This window comes from Bacillus sp. JJ722, from assembly GCF_036963345.1.
In the GTDB taxonomy this organism is placed as follows: Bacteria; Bacillota; Bacilli; order Bacillales; family DSM-1321; genus Bacillus_AD.
The window spans coordinates 1-16,782 of record NZ_JBALMO010000024.1 but is presented as its reverse complement, the minus strand read 5'-3'; the positions used below and the strand labels follow the sequence as shown (position 1 = coordinate 16,782).

The following is a 16,782-nucleotide window of genomic DNA, read 5'->3' as shown; positions in this document are numbered from 1 at the left end:
TTTTTATTTTGGTGAGTATTTTCTTCAAAATATGTTAACATTGATATGCTGAATTTTAAGATACTAGGAGAAAGTATGAATAAAAGTACATTTATATCGCTTGTTGCATCGCAGCTATTATTTATTGTCTTACTTCCTTTGTTTATTGAACTTTTTCATTATTTACACCCTCTTGTCTATGTGATTGTATGGTTTTGTCTAACGTTTTTGATTTCTTTTGTAGTGTTTCTAATTAGAAAAGAAACGATCACTATTTCTAAACGTTTATGTGTCACTGCGGCTATTCTTTATACGGGGTGTTTGTTGGTTTTATTATTTATTCGTCCAACTGATCAATCATATGATACCTATAATATGATCCCGTTTCAAACTGTTTCGTTTTATTTATCTGGAGAGGTACCTCTTCTCGTTGCGGTGTATAACCTGACAGCAAACATCGGCTTATTCATTCCATACGGTGCTCTCTTTCTTTTGCTTACTTCTAAGCGCCCGAATGTATACGCATTGGTCTTGGTACCATTTTTTAGCATTTCTCTTATTGAAATTCTACAACGTTTCACGAATCGAGGTAGTTTAGATATCGATGATTTATTACTGAATTTGATAGGTGTTGGTATTGGATATTTGATAACACCACTTGTTCAGCGTGTAATTCGATTAAAGTAAATACGTTGAAAATTACTTTGAACACCAAAAAACAACCACTATGTTAGTGGTTGTTTTTTTGGGGTTATTTATACAGATACACCCATTTTAGCTAAGAAACTATACACATTTTTCACCCATTGAGAATTGAGATTATTTGGATCAGTATCAGCTCCAACAGGTGAATATTTAGAATGGATGGCCTCTACTGTGTAAAGTCCATCTTGAAGATATAAACGAGTAAAGAGAGACCCCATATATTTAATGCTATCGTCTATAGAATCAAATGTCATTGGACCACCATTACTTATGAATCCACCAACATTATTATATTTTTTCAACCAGTTACTATTTCCACCGGTTTCTGCCATGGCAACAGCAGCTAAGAAAGCTGGATCTATTCCATAAGAATGACCAACTTCAACAAAAGTAGCGCCATAACCACTTAATTTGCCTGATAATACATTGTTAATTGTCGCTGCGGTTACATTAGAGATATTGCGAACATCATAACCGCCATTATTTGGAACGTCAGTATCTACTTTAGTTTGTTCTTTATTTTTCGCAGCTTGTTGTTGCTTTTCTTGTTCGATTTGCCCTTTTAAATGTTCGGACTTCTGTTCTAACTGACTTTGCTCTGTTTGCAACGTCCTGATATTGTCCACGGTCCAGCCATATTGTTTTTCTAAGTTTTTCATTAATGCATTTTTCTTTTGTTGTTGAACTTCTAAGTCATTTTTTGTTTGATTTAATTCAGCTTGTACCTTTTTCATTTTTTCTAATTCGGTTTCAGCTGCATTTTTTAAACTGTTATAGTTTTCTAATTCTTGCTCATAGGAATCGATAAGATCCTTGTCAGCACTCATTAAATAAGAGACTGTCACCGCTCTATTAACAAAGTCTGCAAAGCTTTTAGAGTCTAATAATACAGATAGTATATTAGACTCAGAATCTTGTTCCTGTAAAGAAACTAGTCTTTCAGAAACGACATCAAATCTTTTATCTAATTGCTCTTTTGATTGTTGGGCTTTAGATTTTAGTTCTGAGATTCGACTTTTCATCTGCAATAATTCAGAAGTTTTTTCATATATTTGCAACTCTAAATCTGCCATTGCTAATGAAATTTTTTTCCATTCATTATAAGCTTGCTCTTTCTTTTTAGTTATCTCTTTCGCTTCTTCAGTCTTACTAGTAATCTCTTTATGTACAGAGTTAGCTTCTTTATTAACTGAATTCCATTGTTCAGTCAACGATTTATCGTTAGGTGCTGCTTGAACAGACATAGATAACGAAAGAGTGATCAGAAGTGAGCTGCTAATAATAAAATGTTTTTTGGAACTCAAATATCATCACATCCTAATTTATTTACTCAGCTGAAATTATTGGGACTGTTTACATAGAATGCATGAACTATGTATTAGATTTCGACACAATGATATTATCAATACTTGATAGGATAGCTCATTCTCTTTTATATTAGCAAATAATATTACTTAGGATGTGAAGATTTAACAAAAGATAAAATTAACATTTGCTTAATTTTCAATGCTTTATTCTTATGNNCTAAATGAGTAAAGTTTATTTTATAAAAAACTCCATATTTTCTTCGATAACTTCCGCTAAAGCTTCTACCGTTCTGTACGATTCTTTCAAAGTATTGTGTTGTCCGCCGATATTCAACAAAAGAGACTGTTTTATAAGATCTTGATTGTAAATACCTTGGTGGTTTTGATCTTTAGCTATAATATCAATCCCTTTTGAAAGTCCTGGATATTTTTCTTCTAATTTATTGTGAAGGAACTCAGCAAATTTTTTATTCTCTTCATAATTGTGGGTAGAGCGAGAAACGGTGAAGAATACTTCAGCATAATCTTTTCCATTTATATGGACGGTTGTATTATTTCTCTTGCCTGAGTCACGATGGATATCAAAAGCCATTTTAATACTTTTATTAGCATTTAGTGCATCTTTAAAGATTTGTCTTGATACATCATATGATTCTCTATAACTCACATTTCTTTCTTTCGCAATTGCTGTAATGTCACTTTTATCATGAATTGAACTAATATTTCTTTCTTTCAATGCATAACTGAAATGTTTACCTACTAATGTTATATTTTTCTTTTCATGAGTTGCATATAAAGGTTTTGTTTCTTTTATTTCTGGTAGAAATGCTTCGGTATTATGGGTGTGATAAATATAGATGACAGGATTTTGCCCAGTTGTTGTTGATGATAAATGATTAGGGTTGGATGAGGAAATCGATTGATTTATGACTTCCTGACCATTAAAGAAGAAAAACCATGAAATAGCGGATACAGTAAAAAGGAGAACACTGGAAGTAATTGTGTATCGTTTTATTTTCCTATTTACATTATTTTTTCTTGCATTTCGTCGGAGTTTAACTTCTGTTAATGAAACAAATTCTTCTCCCGGATTGAGAGGGTAGTTTTCTTTAATAAAGTTGAATAAGTCTTGATCAGTTTGCATTTCCGATTACCTCCTCAGCATTAACATTAATTTTTCTTTTTAATTCTTTTAATGCTCTATGATAATTAACCTTTACTTTTGCTTCACTACATTGAAGAATTTTAGCGGTTTCTTTAATTGAGAAGTCGTTGATTCCTCGAAGGATAATGATGATTCGATAATGTGGTTTAAGCTTTGCAATAGCTTCGTGTACAATTTGTTTGATTTCATTTTGTTCAATTAACTCATTTGGTTGTAAATCAATTGATGTAAGTTGGTTAAAGAAAGCTTTTTTAAATAGAGAAGTAAATCTATTCCTTCGATGATGGTCTATTGCTACATGCTTGGCTATGGAAAATATCCAAGTTTTTAGATTTTGGTTAGAATTATAATTAGATAGATTATTTAGTACACGGATAAATACCTCTTGTGTCATATCTTCAGCATCATTTTGATTCCCAGAAAAACATATAAGGAATCTGTAAACATCTAAATAAAAGCTTTTATAGATTTCAATAATACGATCTTCTAAGTTTCCTAAATCAACCAATATTACTCCTCCTTCATTGAGTGTTTACCTATTATTCGTTTGAGACATCAAAAAAGTTACAAGTATTTAGAATCAAATAGAGAATTATTATACTTGATGGTAAATATTTACTTCGCACCTAATATATAGTAAGAAATATTTTTCATTTTTCACAACCGTTTTATGTTACTTTATAGTAGGATTAAAGAAATTGCGCAACAAGAAAGGAAATACAACATGTCTTATAAAATGATAGTATTAGATTTAGATGATACGTTACTTTGCGATGATCAAACAATTTCAATTCGTACAAAACAGGCGCTGATGGATGCGCAGGAATTAGGTATTAAGGTTGTGCTTGCTTCAGGTCGACCAACTTACGGAATGAAGCATATCGCTGAAGAATTATCGCTTTCGAAATATGGAAGCTACATCCTTTCATTCAATGGGGGTAAAATTATAAATTGTCAAAGCTCCGAAGAAATCTTTAGCAGCACGCTAGCGGTAGAGGATGTACATAGTCTTTATGAAATCAGCCGTCGTGAAGAAGTATTTATTCATACGTATGTAGAAGATGAAATTATTACTGAGGATGAAAATCCTTATACAACAATTGAGTCTGAGCTAACAGGATTGCCAATTTCTATTGTAGATAACTTCACAGAATCTGTTGATAAACCCGTGGTAAAAGTATTAATGGTTGATGATCCTGAAAAATTAAAAATGGTAGAAAAGAAGCTACAGACTGAATTAAGTCACAAGTTTAGTGTCATGCGTTCAAAGCCGTACTTTTTAGAATTTACAGAACGAGGCGTAACAAAAGGAACAAGTCTAAATCAATTAATACAACGTTATGGTATTAAACGAGAAGAAGTCATTGCCATAGGCGATAGCTACAATGATTTAGCTATGATTGAGTTTGCTGGTCTTGGCGTAGCTATGGGAAATGCTCCTGAAGATATTAAAGCAATAGCGAATTATGTAACTGATACGAACATGAATGATGGTGTTGGAAAAGTTGTGGAAAAGTTTGTTTTAAATAAACTAGTTACAGTTTAATATAAGGAAACCATAGTTACTATCATAATGAGAAGAATGATAATTTGTTTCACTTTGATCTTATAAACCCTCAATTTATCCATTTTATTTTAAATCATACCGGTATTTGGTTGTTGGAAAATTGTAACATTTGTCGTTTTTGGGAAAAGCATCTTACTTTACACCAAATTCTATAATAAAAGCCTTTAAATCAATTGATTTAAAGGCTTTTCGTTTTAAATTTTTGTTTTCTGTTGCTCCCAATATAATGAGCGTAACTCCACTTTCAATATTTTCCCAGAAGGATTTCGTGGTAGTTCATTCATGAAATCAATTGATTTAGGCTTTTTATAGCTTGCGATTTTTCCATTGCAATAATCAATTACTTCTTGTTCGGATAATGTTTCTCCTTCTTTAGGAACTACTATCGCCTTAACGGATTCACCCCAAACTGGGTCAGGTACTCCAATAACAGCAACATCAAGAATATCTGGATGAGTATACAACACTTCCTCAATTTCTCGAGGATAGATGTTAACCCCGCCACTAATTAACATATCTTTCTTTCGATCAACGATATAATAATAACCCTCTTCATCCTGTAAGGCCATATCACCTACTGAGAAATAGCCATTCCAGAAAGATGCTTCCGTTGCTTCTGGATTATTATAATAATGATCTAATAAATAAGGAGCTTTAAAATATAATTCACCGATATCACCTGTTTTGACTGGTTGCTTATTATCATCTAATATTAAACATTCAACTAAAGGGAATGTTTGACCAACACAGCTCTCTTTATCTTGTATATCCTTTGGCTTAATGTTTAATGTAATTGCACTTTCAGTTGAACCATAAAACTCATGCAAGTCTACATTTTGGAACATTTCTAGAACATCTAATTTTGTTTGAGTTGGTAATGGTGAACCAGCAGAAATTAACACTCTCATGGATTTTAAATCGTATTTCGTTTTCGTTTCTTTGTTGAGATTTACTAAGAAGTTATACATTGTTGGAGCCATAAATACATTGGTAGCTTTATAGTGTTCTAAATCATGAAGGAATTGTTCTGGGCTAAATGATTCTTCAACAATAATTGTTCCACCTACGATAAGCTGCATCATTAAGAAAATCCAAGGAGCTGCATGATAAATAGGCCCCGCTACAATTTGTTTATCAGATTCATCAATTTTGTATTCATATGCAGCAACCATTCCTGTTATGATACGAGAGCGATGTGAAATAACAACTCCTTTAGGTTTACCAGTTGTCCCTGAAGTATAGCCGATATACAGAGTATCTTCTTCATTTACAACGACATTTGGTTCGTTATTTGGTGCATCTGCAAAGAAATGATCGTAGTCTTGTAATATTCCAGCAGATGAACCACCGACAATTAGAATCGTATCCAATTGGGGTAATAATAATTCAATATCTTTTGTATACTCTTCATTTGTGATAAACCCTCGACTTTCTGAATTCTTTACTATGTATCCTATTTCTGAACCAACTAATCGGAAATTCAGTGGAACAACAACAACACCAATCTTAGCTAATCCAATAATTATTTCTATGTAAGCTGCATTGTTTTTCATCATGACGGCTACTTTGTCACCTTTTTTATAACCTTTTGCTAAAAAAGCATGAGCTAACTTGTTTGCACGATTATTTAATTCAGTGTAACTCCATTGTTTATTCTCAAATATTACTGCAGGTTTATTTCTAAATTTATCACTATTTAGTTTCATTATTGCTCCAAATGTTAACATCTAAGTCTTCCTTTCTATTCGATAATGTTGACGGATTCTCTACTATGTTTTGTGCTTGGCTCGACTCTTCTTTCATCTATTTATGTTTATTGAATAATGTTTGAGAGAATCACTCCTTTATTTCAATGTAATATGATATTTATGTCATAATAACAATATAACAATTGTAAAATTCTCAATATTCAAACCTTAATAGTAGATATTCGACGTATTTATTGTATTTTCCTGCAGAAAAAAGCCATTATTTGCATGATTGACAAATAGTGGCTTTTTTTCTTGAGAATTACCTGAAAATAGCAATTATGTAAGCGAGAAATATCTTTTATATATCATAATCGTTTAATGAACTTATTATTATATAATAGTTCACACAAAGACAATGATTATAATTTGATAAATTTTGGCGGATGAGAAGACCAACTTAATATCCGTTCTAGATCATGAAACGCAATTATAGCAGTTGTCGTATTTACATTAGGATGAATTCCAACCGTATCTTGTTGATCGATGCTGCTATCAATTACAACTTGGATTTTCTGTTCTACATCATGATGAAGTGCAATAGGTGTGAGTGTTCCTGGTTTTAAACCTATCAATTGATCAAGCTCCTCTGGCGATGCAAATGAAAGACGTCTTGATTGTAACTCTGATGCTAAGGCTTTTAAATCCACGATTATTTCATCAGGTACAATAATGAAATAATACTGCTTTTCTTTTTTTGTTGTTAATAAAAGGTTTTTAACTTGAGGTCCTGGCAATTCTGCATCATAATGTTTGACCGAAGTTATTGCTTCATGATCGATACGTTGAAAAGAAATATTTAACTTTTCTAATATCTCATAAGCCTCTTTCTCTGTAGCTTGGCCCATATTATCTCTCCTCTTAAAAAATATACTTATACCTATATTAAAACATGTGTTAACAAAGTATAAGTGGATGAAACGTGTGAAATTATTGAATATTTTGTTATAAATAAATATACTTGCATTTTTTCTTAATTTCCTCAAAAATAGAAACTGTTGTTCTTTTGATTGATGAATCATCTTTTCATTAACAATAGCAAACTAAGAGTATTTAAGGAGAAAAACAATGAAAAAATGGTTATTTCTATTACTAGCTATAACGTTATTAACAGGTTGTAGCGATGTAGAGACTCGTTCAATAACTAACGAAGTTGCATCCAATAATATAGTTTCAGATTATCCTACATATGAAGCAACTGTAGAAAAGGTCTCAGATGGTGATACTTTAACAATCTCATATAACAATAAAGAACAAAAAGTTCGATTACTATTGATTGATACACCTGAGTCAGTTAAGCCAGGTGTTGATCCTCAGCCCTTTTCCATTGAAGCATCAAATTTTGTGAAAGAATTATTACCTCCTGGAACAAAAGTTACCATTGAGCCAGGTGTAGAAGGTTATGAATTTGATAAGTATAATCGATTGCTTGCCTATGTTTATGTGAATGGAGAAATGTTGAATAAAACACTAATTCAAGAAGGTTATGCTCGCGTTGGCTACATATACGAACCGAATACAAGATATTTAGATGAGTTCTTGAAAATTCAAGACAATGCTAAGCAGAATAAGAAAAATATTTGGAGCATTAAAGGATACGTTACAGAAGAAGGATATAATGTTGATGCAGCAACTAATACGGGTAATACTAAAACGAATCAGTCCGTAAATAACACTGCCTCTCAAACTAATCATGGAAAAATCAAAGGAAATAAGAATAGCAAAATCTATCATGTTCCAGATGGAAAATACTATAATACCGCAATGAAAAACATTGAATGGTTTGACTCGGTAAAAGAAGCTGAACAAGCCGGTTATCGTGCTTCTAAGGAATAAAAGAAAAAGGATGATTTAGAGATTTCTCTATTCATCCTTTTTAATTTCACATATTTTTTTTAGTTTAGTCTAACTGTTTTTAGCTTTATATTAATAGATGTCCTTTTTAGGAATCAACTGTAATATTGCTGAATGATTTCCTAGTTTTATTTCTTCTCCATTTACTATTTTATCTTGTATGACAATAGTTTGCAGGAGTAAATTTTCTTTTAACATATGATCGAATTTTGCAATAACACTTTGTAAATAATCATCTGTACTTACTACAATATCTACATGCATATTAATTGGTAAGTTTAATCTCTTGCGATACTCTTGAACAGTTCGAATGAATTCTCGAGCTATCCCTTCTTGTATTAATTCTTCTGTTAACGCAATATCCAATATAACTGTATACTCGCCATTGGTTGCGGAGGAAAATCCGGCTTTAGCTACTTTCTCGACAATTACATCTCCAAGTGTAATTGTCACTGATTCACCTGAATCAGTAGTTAATAATCCATACCCATTATTAATAAAAGAACCGACTTCGTCATTGCCTAGTTGCTGTTCCCACTTGTTAGCGATATTAGCGTGAATCCCAAATTTTGCTCCTGATTTTTTGAAATCTAATTTAAGTTTGATCGTCGCAAACTCTCCTTCATCCTCGATTTCATGAAATGCTTTTACATTTAATTTATCTAAAACGATAGTCTGATAAGAAGACCAACCCATTTCTTGATTTGAACTCATAAGAGATAAACTTGCTAATGGTTGTTTTACTTTTATAGAAGTAGTATTTCGTATACTTCTACCTAATTCCACAACTTGTAAAACGGCTGCCATTTCTTTTTCTAATTGAGTATGGATTACTGTGTCATCATGTGTAGGGTATGATGAAAGATGTACACTCCTACCCGCTAAGCTAGTATGAACATCCTCAGCTATGAACGGTGTTAACGGAGCAAGCAATTGACTTGTTTTTGTTAGCACTTCATATAAAGTTTGATAAGCTGCAGCTTTATCTGCATTCATGCCGTTTGACCAGAAGCGTTCTCTAGAGCGTCTTACATACCAATTACTTACTTCCTCGATTAACTTGGCTATTTCTCTTGCTGCATTTGTAAAATTATAATGTTCAAGATAATATGAAGCAGTTTTTATTGTTGTATTCAAGCGAGATAAAATCCATTCGTCTAATTTATTTTTCTTCACATCATAGTTTTTGTTCGCATCAAATCCATCTAATTTAGCGTATAGCGTATAGAAACTGTGTACATTACCAAATGTATCAATTAGTTTAGATTTTGCTTCTTGCACCACTCGTTCTGAAAATCGTTTCGGATTCCAAGGTGCGCTATCAACTAATAATGCCGATCTTAATGAATCTGCACCAAACTTATGAATTAAATCCATTGGATCGAGGGCATTCCCCTTACTTTTAGACATCTTCTGTTCATTTTCATCTAAAACATGCCCAAGTGATAGAACTCGCTTATAGGGTGCTTTTCCAGTAAATAACGTGGATACAGCTAACAAACTATAAAACCATCCGCGAGTTTGATCAATTCCTTCAATGACCACATCAGCAGGAAATTGTTTTTCAATTAGATCTATGTTTTCGAATGGGAAATGATATTGTGCGAATGGCATTGAACCACTATCAAACCAAACATCAATTACTTCAGGTGTTCTAGTCATTAATCCACCACATTGAGAACAGCAAAGTTTAATGTCATCTACATATGGTTTGTGCAATTCTATCTCATCGATTGCTTGTATAGAATGTTTCTTTAACTCATCTATACTTTTCGGAGCATATTGATGGTTACAACTTTCACATTGCCAAATGTTCAGCGGAGTACCCCAATAGCGCTTTCGGCTGATGTTCCAATCAACCATCTCCTCTAGAAAGTTTCCGAATCTCCCATTTTTTATATGTTCTGGATGCCATGCAACTTCGTTATTATTTTGAATTAATTGCTCTTTAAGTGCAGTAGTTTTGATGAACCAACTTTCATTCGCATAATATAAAAGCGGCGAATCGCAACGCCAGCAGTGAGGATAATTATGTTCGTGTTTTTCTTTGCTGAATAGTAAACCTTTCTCAGCCAATGACCGAACAATATCCACATCACAATCTTATACAAAACGACTTTGTAATGCCTTTACATCAGTTGTGTATCTTCCTTTTTCATCGACTACATTTACAAATGAAAAACCATTTTCTTGTATGACTTTATAATCATCTTCTCCATAAGCTGGTGCAATATGAACAATTCCTGTACCACTTGTATCTGTAACATAATTTGCTTCTACAACTTTATGCCCGATTTCAACATTGACGAAATTAAATGGAGGAATGTAAGCCATACCTTTCAATTCTGTTCCAAAATGTTCAGATATGATTTCGTAATTATCTTTTAAAACCGTATTTACAAGCGATTTCGCAACAATGAAAATTTCGTTATGTTGTTGAGCGCGAACATACTTCATTGTTGGATTTACGGCTAGTGCAACATTCGCTGGCAATGTCCAAGGAGTTGTTGTCCATCCAAGAAAGTATTCATTTTCACTACCGACAATTTTGAATTTTGCCGTTGCTGTTAAGTCTTTAACTACTTTATAGCCTTGAGCTACTTCATGAGAGCTTAGTGACGTTTGACAACTCGGACAATACGGAGAAACGCGATGTCCTTTATTCAATAATCCTTTCTCATGAATGGTCCCTAAGATATTCCAAACACTTTCAATATAAGAATTTTCTAGCGTTACATAGGGATCATCCATATCTACCCAATATCCTAGTTTCTCGGTAAATTCACGCCATTGTTTTTCATATATAAAGACACTTTCCTTACATTTTTCAATAAAAGCTTGAACACCATAGTTTTCAATTTCATGTTTTCCTGAAATACCTAATTGCTTTTCTACACCTAGTTCAACTGGAAGTCCGTGAGTATCCCAGCCAGCTTTACGAATTACTTGATGTCCAGCCATCGTTTGGTATCTTGCAACAACATCTTTAATTGTACGCCCTAATGCATGACCCACGTGAGGTAATCCATTGGCAGTTGGTGGACCTTCATAAAATACAAACGACGGCTTTCCTTCTTGATTGTCGATAGACTGATTAAATGTCTTTTCTTCTAACCACTGTTTACGAATACGTTCTTCTCGTTGGATAACAGTTTCTTTATTCATTGGATATCGCTCCTTTTTGGTAATTAAAAGCATACAAAAAACCCGTCCCTATAATAAGGGACGGGTTGAACCGCGATACCACCCTAATTCTATTGTAGTTTCCGTTCATCAATAGCACTTAGCCACGTACAATCATACGCGTTCCTTTTAACGGTAGACACCCGTTCAAACTTACTTAATTTCAGCTTGACTTCTCGGAGAGGATTTTCATTAAAGATCTGAACACCGGCTTTCAGCAACTACCGGCTCTCTGAGGAACAGTTTCTTGAATTACTTTTTCTCGTCAACGAATTTGTATGCTTTTATTGCAATTATATTATCATTGCAGTTAATAGGTGTCAAATTACTCTTATGTTTCAGAGAATTGAAAAGTAAAATTGTAAACTACTAAATAGTTGCTCATAGTCAACGTTTCGACCATAAGCAACTTTTCTATTTAGAATCGTTCTTGCCAGCTTCTTTAGATAATTGTTCAAATGATTTTACTTTTCCATGAGGATTTTGGGAATGTTTTCGTGTATTCCATTGTCTTTCTTCTTGACTTTTAGATTGTGTCATCTTGTGTTATAACTCCTTTATCATGAATAAACATATCTAACTTTTTCACATATTAAGTACTAGTGAGCTTGTTTATTAGACGTTCGTGCTTTTTTCGCTTTTTCTTTATGAGCGCGATTTGCATTTGCACTGCCAAATTCCTTTGAAAACTCAGAATCGGTTTTACTAGAGTCAAATCCTTGCTTATTCTTTTGTTGCGGATCATTTTTCTTTGTTCGTTTAGGCATGTATTTCCCTCCTTCTATCTTAGTATGAGAATTGAAAAAGGAATTATGCGTTACTTATCTATTTCATAAAAATTACTACAACACTTCGATAATAATCTTTTCAAAAAATTCCCCTTCAATGAATACATCTAATTTCCAAATGCCTGGTGCAGGAAGCTGTAAATATCCGACTGATTCTACATAGGTTAATGGTGTATAATCTGAATTATTTTTCGACATATTAATATTAATCATAGCATCGCTTGGTATTGTTAATATGCCTTCGAATGCCGTTACAGTTGAGTTTGAATCTCCTTTTTTGGTTGCTTTAATTTTAATTTTTTTATTTATAAATGTTTGTGTTTCTTTAACATTTGCTCCCCATATGTGTACTAGTTGTTTATTATATTGATTTGTATAAACTGGTGCATCAACGATCGCAATCTTCCCTTTAACTCCTCTTAATCCATATGGAGTAGGCTTTCCATCTTCATTTGGTTTAGTGATAGTAAAGGGTGGACTTAACGCCCAAGAAGAACTATTGAGGTTTATTGATTTTGCTGTTTCTCTTTCTCTTTCATTTGTATCTTTTTTTGGTGAACTTGAATTATTTTGTTGTTTCTCAAGTATTTGATAAGTAATAAGATTTGTAGTGAAAAGTAAAAATAAACCGATGATTGTACAAGTTAATATTGTTGGCAAAAGCTGCTTTCTTTTCTTTTTGCTTATTAAAGCTTTTCGTACTAGTATTTTTTGATGTTCTGTAAAGTGCGTTCCTTTTAATATTGATTGATCCATTGATTCGCGAAGACTTCGTAACTTTTTATCCAACTAAATCACTACTTTCTAATAATTTCTTGAGTAAGTGCCTTCCTCTTTTTAATCTCGTTTTCACTGTATTTTGATTAATCGACAGTAAAGAAGTTATTTCAGAAACTGTTAATTCTTCATAGTAATAAAGGATAATAATTTCTCGATATTTCAAAGGTAACGATAGAACGATTTGAGATAATATAGCCTTTTCATCATTGACCACGAGTTCCATTTCAGGTGTGTGATCTTTGCTTTTCATGGATTTTATTAATGCATTATTAAACAAAATTTTCTTAACGAATGAACTTTTCAAAACGTCTTTACAGCGATTGATTGTTATTCGGTAGATCCATGATTTGAAATATTCTATTTCTTTCTTTTCAAATTCTCTATAACAGATTACAAATACATCCTGTACAACATCTTGCGCCATACCCCAATCTTTAAGATAATTAAATGCTAATCTTGTTAGCTTTTCTCCATATTGATCCATTATGATTTCTAACCATTCTTCTCGATTTTCCTCCATAAACTCTTGAAAATGTTCCACTGACATCATTCACCACCTTGCGTTTGATGTTATAACGATTCTGCACTTCCTTTGGTTTCAAATTGATTGAATAATCATTAATTTAATATAAAAAAAGCAGAGAATATTCCCTGCTTTTCCTTCAAAATACTTTTATTAGTAGTAACGAGTGTCGTACAACATCGTTTTTATACTAAATTGTAATGAACATCAAAGTTCATTACTGATGATAAAGATCACTTGGTTTTTTCCTTATTTGCATAAAGCTTTCAGGAGTATCTAATGGCTTGAATCCATATTGTGCGTACAGTTGATGTGCATCACTGGTTGCTAACATTAGTCTTCGTACTTTTTGCAACTCTGGATGATTTGTAATTATTTTCATCAACGATTTAGATAAGCCTAAACCTCTATGATCTGGAAGAATAAATACATCACAAAGATAGGCAAATGATGCTAAATCCGAAATTATTCTAGCAAATCCTACTTGTACTTGCGAGTTCTCTACTTCCTTATATACACCAAAACAGAGTGCGGAATGTTGAATTGATTTTTCTACAATTTCTTCAGGAATTCCTTGTGCCCAATATGAGTCTTTACTTAGGAAACTATGAATCACTTTAACATCTAATAAGTCTTTTTGCGTTGAAATAAAATAATTGTTACCAATTTTCCATTCTGCCATGTTATATCCCCTTTGTTAATGATTATTCTTATTGAAATGGTGTAACCAAATAAGTCATTTATACATTTTCTTAATTCGAGCTTTTAAACTAAGAACTCTGAAATAATCATTTCCGTGTCAAATGGTGAAATGGTACCGTCAAAAGCAAATACTACGTCCGCTTCTTCGCGACTTTCTACTAGTTCTCCTCTAGCTATTGCATGAAGAAGAAATAAATCGTAGAGTGTAGGTTTTACTATGGAAGTCATTGCTTTACCCATTGCTATAATTCCTGTTTGATTACCTTCTAAATTATTATAGAAAAAAGGATGATTCTTTAATGCTAGATCGCACCAAATCATTTTTCTTTCGTGTAAATCGATTATGACAGGGATAGAAATGGTTGTATTTGAACTTAAATCTATTTTATCCGAAACTGTATTCGGTTCAAATATTTCTCCAGAATTAGGTTCACTTCTCATCATCCACCCAGCAAAACACTCGGATATTGATACGAAAGGTTGCTCAGTAAACGAATATAGTTGAGCTACTATGTAACGTCCACCATATTTCAAGATAGAAGGTATGTGTAAATCGATAAATTCACAAGCTCCTTTAGGTGCACTTGTAATATCTCCACTATGTGTTGCTTTATAATCAGCTGAACGCAAATTTGTATAAGAAATGTGCTCTAAGTAGTCCCAGTCCTTATCATACATGACAGCAGATAAATCAATATCAATTCTACCAGTATGTTCACCGTCTTTCGTACCTTCCTTCCACCATGTAAAGAAGCGAATTGTATCCCCTTCTGGTAGCTCGATCTTGCTGCCTCGCACTAAAGTACGGAGGCTCTTACTTGCAGAACGTTGGGAGAAAGGTATCAATTGTTCTTTCATATTTTCTTCTATCGCTACTTTTCCCAATTGTGGTAGCTTTGAAAACCTTTCTTTTAAAGCATTTTCACATATGGCTACGATGGAATAACATAAATTAAAATGGATAGTATCTAGATTGTTCTCAATTAATATGGCTTTACCTACTTGTCCTTTCGGAAAAAATACTCGGGAAACTTTCTTTCTATGACGATTCATAAAATGTACCATTACTTGCATCAATACCGGCGTGGCGATTTGCTCAGCCTTTAGTGAAAACGCATGAAGGATGTCGTTAGTCATGTCACTTTGTTTATTCAAAGAGGACAAACGTAGAATTTGATCTAATCTACGAGCAAATTCTCCTGGACGCTTAGATAATAATGCTACACATTTGGTAATATCTTTGTTGTTAATAGCCGCTTGCAATTTACTCTCAAACGTAGAAAACTCAAGCTTGTTACGAAGAATATTAAATGCTTTGTAGGTATTTGGATACTTGTTTTTATACTCTCCAGGATGAAGAATTTCCCCTAGTCGAATCCACTTTGTTTTATTACGTAACATATCTTCAGTTATATAAGGTAGTGATTCAAGTAAACCTAGCAGCAATCTTCTTTCACTTCTTTTAAATTTTTTAAACTTAGTTGTACTAGCTAAACTAACATCTCCTTCTGATAATGCAACTGCTAGACGTAAAACATCAGTAGCTGTTTTAAACATAGGTGTTAAATCACGAAGAGACGCTTTTTCATATTTATGTAGTGTTGCAACAACAAATGAAAGGTTTTCTTTCATTGGAATTGCTTGTGGGATTATTGTAGTAAATAGTTTATCTTTTTCATATGTTTTAATCGCCCATTCGATATCTTCTTTATCTAATTGTGATATAGAAGAGTTCGCTGCAATCAGCTGAGAAATAATTCTCTGAAGCTCTACTTCATTTCCTAAATGGATTACCTTTAATTCTGGAAAATGATTTAAAGAAGGTCGTGCTATTTCTTCATAATCTGGAAGACTTCTATCAGTACTCACGATACCTGCTACATCTCTAATAAAAGAATCGTAATAATGAATAATTGCATTGATATATAAATCAGCTTCATTTAGTTCCATTACTTGCTTAGGGAAATTTGGATACGTAGGTTTATATTCAACATGGTCACCAACCATTACTCGAAGTTCACTTTCTAACAGATTATAAAATAGCGTAAAGTCCTCAATCGAAAGAGTTCTTACTGCTTCAAGTACTCCTTTAGAAAATGTAAAGCCTAATCTTTCTATATTTTTCATCGCAGTAGCCAAGTACGTGTTTGATAAAAAAGAGTTACCATTCTCTATTGAAACGTGGAGTTTTCTTCTTAAAAGAATCGTGTTTTTCATGTTTCCGATAATCCCCTTTCGGATTCGATGTAGCGTATAAATAGTCAAAAAAATAGAACCTATTTCCATGACTGAAATCACGGAAGTTGGTTCTTTGTCTGTTGAAATATCAAATACTAATGGGTGTTGTAAGGGAATCAACGCTTCTATGCTTAAGTTATTCATCTTTTGAAATAGAAGGAAGAAACGTTTTAGCCTCACAACATAAAATAGTATATCACTCTATTTTTGTATGTACAAGCGTAGAACCAGAAAATAAGATAT

Annotated in this window: 16 protein-coding genes and 1 other annotated feature; of the genes, 3 read left to right on the top strand and 13 right to left on the bottom strand. The window is 32.8% G+C overall.

Annotated elements, in window-relative coordinates; translation table 11 throughout:
* Window positions 1-75 precede the first annotated feature (75 nt).
* On the top strand, window positions 76-666 hold the full coding sequence (locus tag V7014_RS04010) for a VanZ family protein (RefSeq protein WP_335504420.1): 591 nt from the start codon (window positions 76-78) through the stop codon (window positions 664-666).
* 68 nt (window positions 667-734) lie between these two features.
* On the opposite strand, the gene V7014_RS04005 is transcribed toward V7014_RS04010, so the two are convergent.
* The 3 genes from V7014_RS04005 to V7014_RS03995 all read right to left on the bottom strand — a co-directional run bounded on the left by V7014_RS04005 (window position 735) and on the right by V7014_RS03995 (window position 3,664).
* On the bottom strand, window positions 735-1,988 hold the full coding sequence (locus V7014_RS04005) for a coiled-coil domain-containing protein (protein ID WP_335504418.1): 1,254 nt from the start codon (window positions 1,986-1,988) through the stop codon (window positions 735-737).
* A gap of 235 nt (window positions 1,989-2,223) precedes the next feature.
* The gene (locus V7014_RS04000) at window positions 2,224-3,135 is read right to left on the bottom strand and encodes a stage II sporulation protein P (protein WP_335504416.1); all 912 of its coding nucleotides are present in this window, start codon (window positions 3,133-3,135) and stop codon (window positions 2,224-2,226) included.
* Complete coding sequence (locus tag V7014_RS03995; RefSeq protein WP_335504414.1) at window positions 3,125-3,664, bottom strand: RNA polymerase sigma factor; 540 nt, start codon at window positions 3,662-3,664, stop codon at window positions 3,125-3,127. The genes V7014_RS04000 and V7014_RS03995 overlap by 11 nt, the downstream gene beginning before the upstream one ends.
* Window positions 3,665-3,880: 216 nt before the next feature.
* Here V7014_RS03995 and V7014_RS03990 point away from each other — a divergent pair, with 216 nt between their 5' ends.
* Complete coding sequence (locus tag V7014_RS03990) at window positions 3,881-4,702, top strand: Cof-type HAD-IIB family hydrolase (protein WP_335504412.1); 822 nt, start codon at window positions 3,881-3,883, stop codon at window positions 4,700-4,702.
* A 215-nt stretch (window positions 4,703-4,917) separates the two neighbouring features.
* Here the strand turns inward: V7014_RS03990 and V7014_RS03985 are convergent, their stop codons facing one another.
* A complete protein-coding gene (locus tag V7014_RS03985) occupies window positions 4,918-6,450 on the bottom strand; it encodes a class I adenylate-forming enzyme family protein (protein WP_335504410.1) in 1,533 nt (510 codons plus the stop codon).
* Between the two features lie 383 nt (window positions 6,451-6,833).
* Window positions 6,834-7,319: a prolyl-tRNA synthetase associated domain-containing protein gene (locus V7014_RS03980; RefSeq protein WP_335504408.1), complete on the bottom strand. Its 486-nt coding sequence runs from the start codon at window positions 7,317-7,319 to the stop codon at window positions 6,834-6,836.
* Between the two features lie 220 nt (window positions 7,320-7,539).
* Here V7014_RS03980 and V7014_RS03975 point away from each other — a divergent pair, with 220 nt between their 5' ends.
* On the top strand, window positions 7,540-8,307 hold the full coding sequence (locus V7014_RS03975; RefSeq protein WP_335504406.1) for a thermonuclease family protein: 768 nt from the start codon (window positions 7,540-7,542) through the stop codon (window positions 8,305-8,307).
* 90 nt (window positions 8,308-8,397) lie between these two features.
* Here V7014_RS03975 and V7014_RS03970 read toward each other — a convergent pair whose 3' ends face one another.
* From V7014_RS03970 to V7014_RS03940, 8 genes are all read right to left on the bottom strand, one after another.
* Entirely contained in the window at window positions 8,398-10,419 is a 2,022-nt protein-coding gene (locus V7014_RS03970; protein ID WP_438824859.1) for a class I tRNA ligase family protein, read from the bottom strand.
* Between the two features lie 9 nt (window positions 10,420-10,428).
* Window positions 10,429-11,490, bottom strand: coding sequence for a class I tRNA ligase family protein (locus V7014_RS27165; RefSeq protein ID WP_438824858.1), 1,062 nt, complete (start codon window positions 11,488-11,490; stop codon window positions 10,429-10,431).
* A 53-nt stretch (window positions 11,491-11,543) separates the two neighbouring features.
* Window positions 11,544-11,786: a binding site (T-box leader), on the bottom strand.
* Window positions 11,787-11,922: 136 nt separating this feature from the next.
* A complete protein-coding gene (locus V7014_RS03965; protein ID WP_335504404.1) occupies window positions 11,923-12,048 on the bottom strand; it encodes a DUF6254 family protein in 126 nt (41 codons plus the stop codon).
* 59 nt (window positions 12,049-12,107) lie between these two features.
* A complete protein-coding gene (locus V7014_RS03960) occupies window positions 12,108-12,275 on the bottom strand; it encodes a hypothetical protein (RefSeq protein ID WP_335504402.1) in 168 nt (55 codons plus the stop codon).
* A gap of 75 nt (window positions 12,276-12,350) precedes the next feature.
* Entirely contained in the window at window positions 12,351-13,085 is a 735-nt protein-coding gene (locus V7014_RS03955; RefSeq protein ID WP_335504400.1) for a hypothetical protein, read from the bottom strand.
* Window positions 13,078-13,623 (bottom strand): sigma-70 family RNA polymerase sigma factor, encoded by a 546-nt coding sequence (locus tag V7014_RS03950; RefSeq protein WP_335504397.1) that lies wholly within the window; start codon window positions 13,621-13,623, stop codon window positions 13,078-13,080. The genes V7014_RS03955 and V7014_RS03950 overlap by 8 nt, the downstream gene beginning before the upstream one ends.
* 193 nt (window positions 13,624-13,816) lie before the next feature.
* Window positions 13,817-14,281, bottom strand: a complete 465-nt coding sequence (locus V7014_RS03945; RefSeq protein ID WP_335504394.1) for a GNAT family N-acetyltransferase — start codon at window positions 14,279-14,281, stop codon at window positions 13,817-13,819.
* Window positions 14,282-14,364: 83 nt separating this feature from the next.
* Complete coding sequence (locus V7014_RS03940) at window positions 14,365-16,518, bottom strand: TerD family protein (RefSeq protein ID WP_335504443.1); 2,154 nt, start codon at window positions 16,516-16,518, stop codon at window positions 14,365-14,367.
* Window positions 16,519-16,782 lie beyond the last annotated feature (264 nt).